This window comes from Pseudomonas sp. 67(2021), assembly GCF_017491835.1.
Classification (GTDB): domain Bacteria; phylum Pseudomonadota; class Gammaproteobacteria; order Pseudomonadales; family Pseudomonadaceae; genus Aquipseudomonas; species Aquipseudomonas atacamensis.
Map to the genome: position 1 here is coordinate 1 of NZ_JAFGYL010000052.1, position 1,581 is coordinate 1,581.

General features: G+C 48.5%; 1 protein-coding gene. It reads left to right on the forward strand.

The window, feature by feature from the left end; genetic code table 11:
• Nucleotides 1–222: 222 nt before the first annotated feature.
• Nucleotides 223–1,581: sulfotransferase family 2 domain-containing protein (locus tag J5M66_RS26435; RefSeq protein WP_207817526.1), on the forward strand; the 1,359-nt coding region annotated here is incomplete at its 3' end.

The window sequence follows — 1,581 nt, forward strand, 5'->3', positions numbered from 1 at the left end:
GTGTCGGACCAGGGGGCGAGGTCGTTTGGCTATATGGATGTCTCTGTCAATGAGCCAGCGCTTGAACTGCTTTAAGTGAAATTTTGATCTGCATGGGATGAGCGTTGGCGTCGACGCATCGCTAGGCCGGCTTTTCGATGGGCTAAACGCTTTGAAAAGCGAGTTGGCGTCGCGTTTTTTCGAGTATCCCTCGCGAAAAATAAATGAGATTGAGAAAAAGTAATGACAAGCAGTGATGATCAGCGCTTGCTGGACTATTTTTCATGGAACAGTTGTGTCTCGGACGAGCGGAAGCTGTTTTATGTGGCTACACCCAAGGTTGCCTGCACTTCTATCAAGTGGTGGTTCGCGGAACTTGAAGGGGTTGCCCGGGCAGTTCAGTTAGAAAACATCAGTTCCGAAACGGATCCTGAACTGGTTATCCACGACACATTGCTGGCTGTGGCTCCTCAACTGTTCGTCAGATCACCTCAACGGCTTGCACAGATCCAGGCCGATGGGTATTTCAGCTTCGCATTGGTAAGAAACCCTTATAAAAGGATTTTTTCCGCTTGGCAGTCGAAGATATTGCTCCGCGAGCCACTACAGATTGTTCCGTATAAAGGACTGGACTTTGTAGAGTATCCGATTGATGTTATGTCCGATGTGGCTGGGGCTTTCGAAGCTTTTCTAGAATATTTATATTCGCACGAGCGGAACGAGTTCAAAGATTGTCATTGGACGCCCCAGTACGATTTGCTCCAGCCAGCATCTTTTCCTTACAGCGCGATCTCAAAAATCGAAGATACAGCAGCGCTCAACGCCGCACTGAGCGCTCATCTCGGACAAGTATATGTAAGTCCGTTCACGACAGCTCGGGCGAACGAGAGCATGATTCCGTATCTGCCGGAGTTCATCAGCCCTCGGTCCAAAGAGCTGATCGACGGGTTATATTCCAAAGATTTTGAGGAATATGGCTACCCAATGAACATTCCGCCTGCGAAGGAAAGTTTCTCGCAAGAGCAGTTGACAGTGGCGCTCAAAGGGATTGAGCTTTTGCGGGGCAGGCATCAGCGCATAGGTGAAATGCGCCAATGCTCGACTGAGCAGATGACTGATTTGCTAAAGGCCAAGGATTGGCTCATCGAGGATCGCGATACCTGGAAGGAATTTGCGGAATCCAAGGAACAACAAATATATGCTCTAGAGGCTCACTGCAGTATTCAAGAGGCTGAGAGGGTTGCTCTTGAGGCAAAATGTAGTGCTCAAGAGGCTGAGAGGGTTGCTCTTGAGGCAAAATGTAGTGCTCAAGAGGCTGAGAGGGTTGCTCTTGAGGCTAAATGTAATATTCAAGAGGCTGAGAGAGGTGCTCTAGAGGATCAGATCAACGCGGCGTGCTCTGAATGTAAGAAACTTGTCATTGCGCTGGAACAATCAAAGAGTGAAAACGGTCAACTGAAAGCTGACCTTGAGGTTTCACAGACGGATAATTCAACGCGAATGGCTGAGTGTGAGGCTTTTGCGTCCAAACATAGACATTATCTTGCAGTGTATCGATTTATCGAAGCACATCTTGTTTATCCGTTGCGCAAGGTGCTGTGT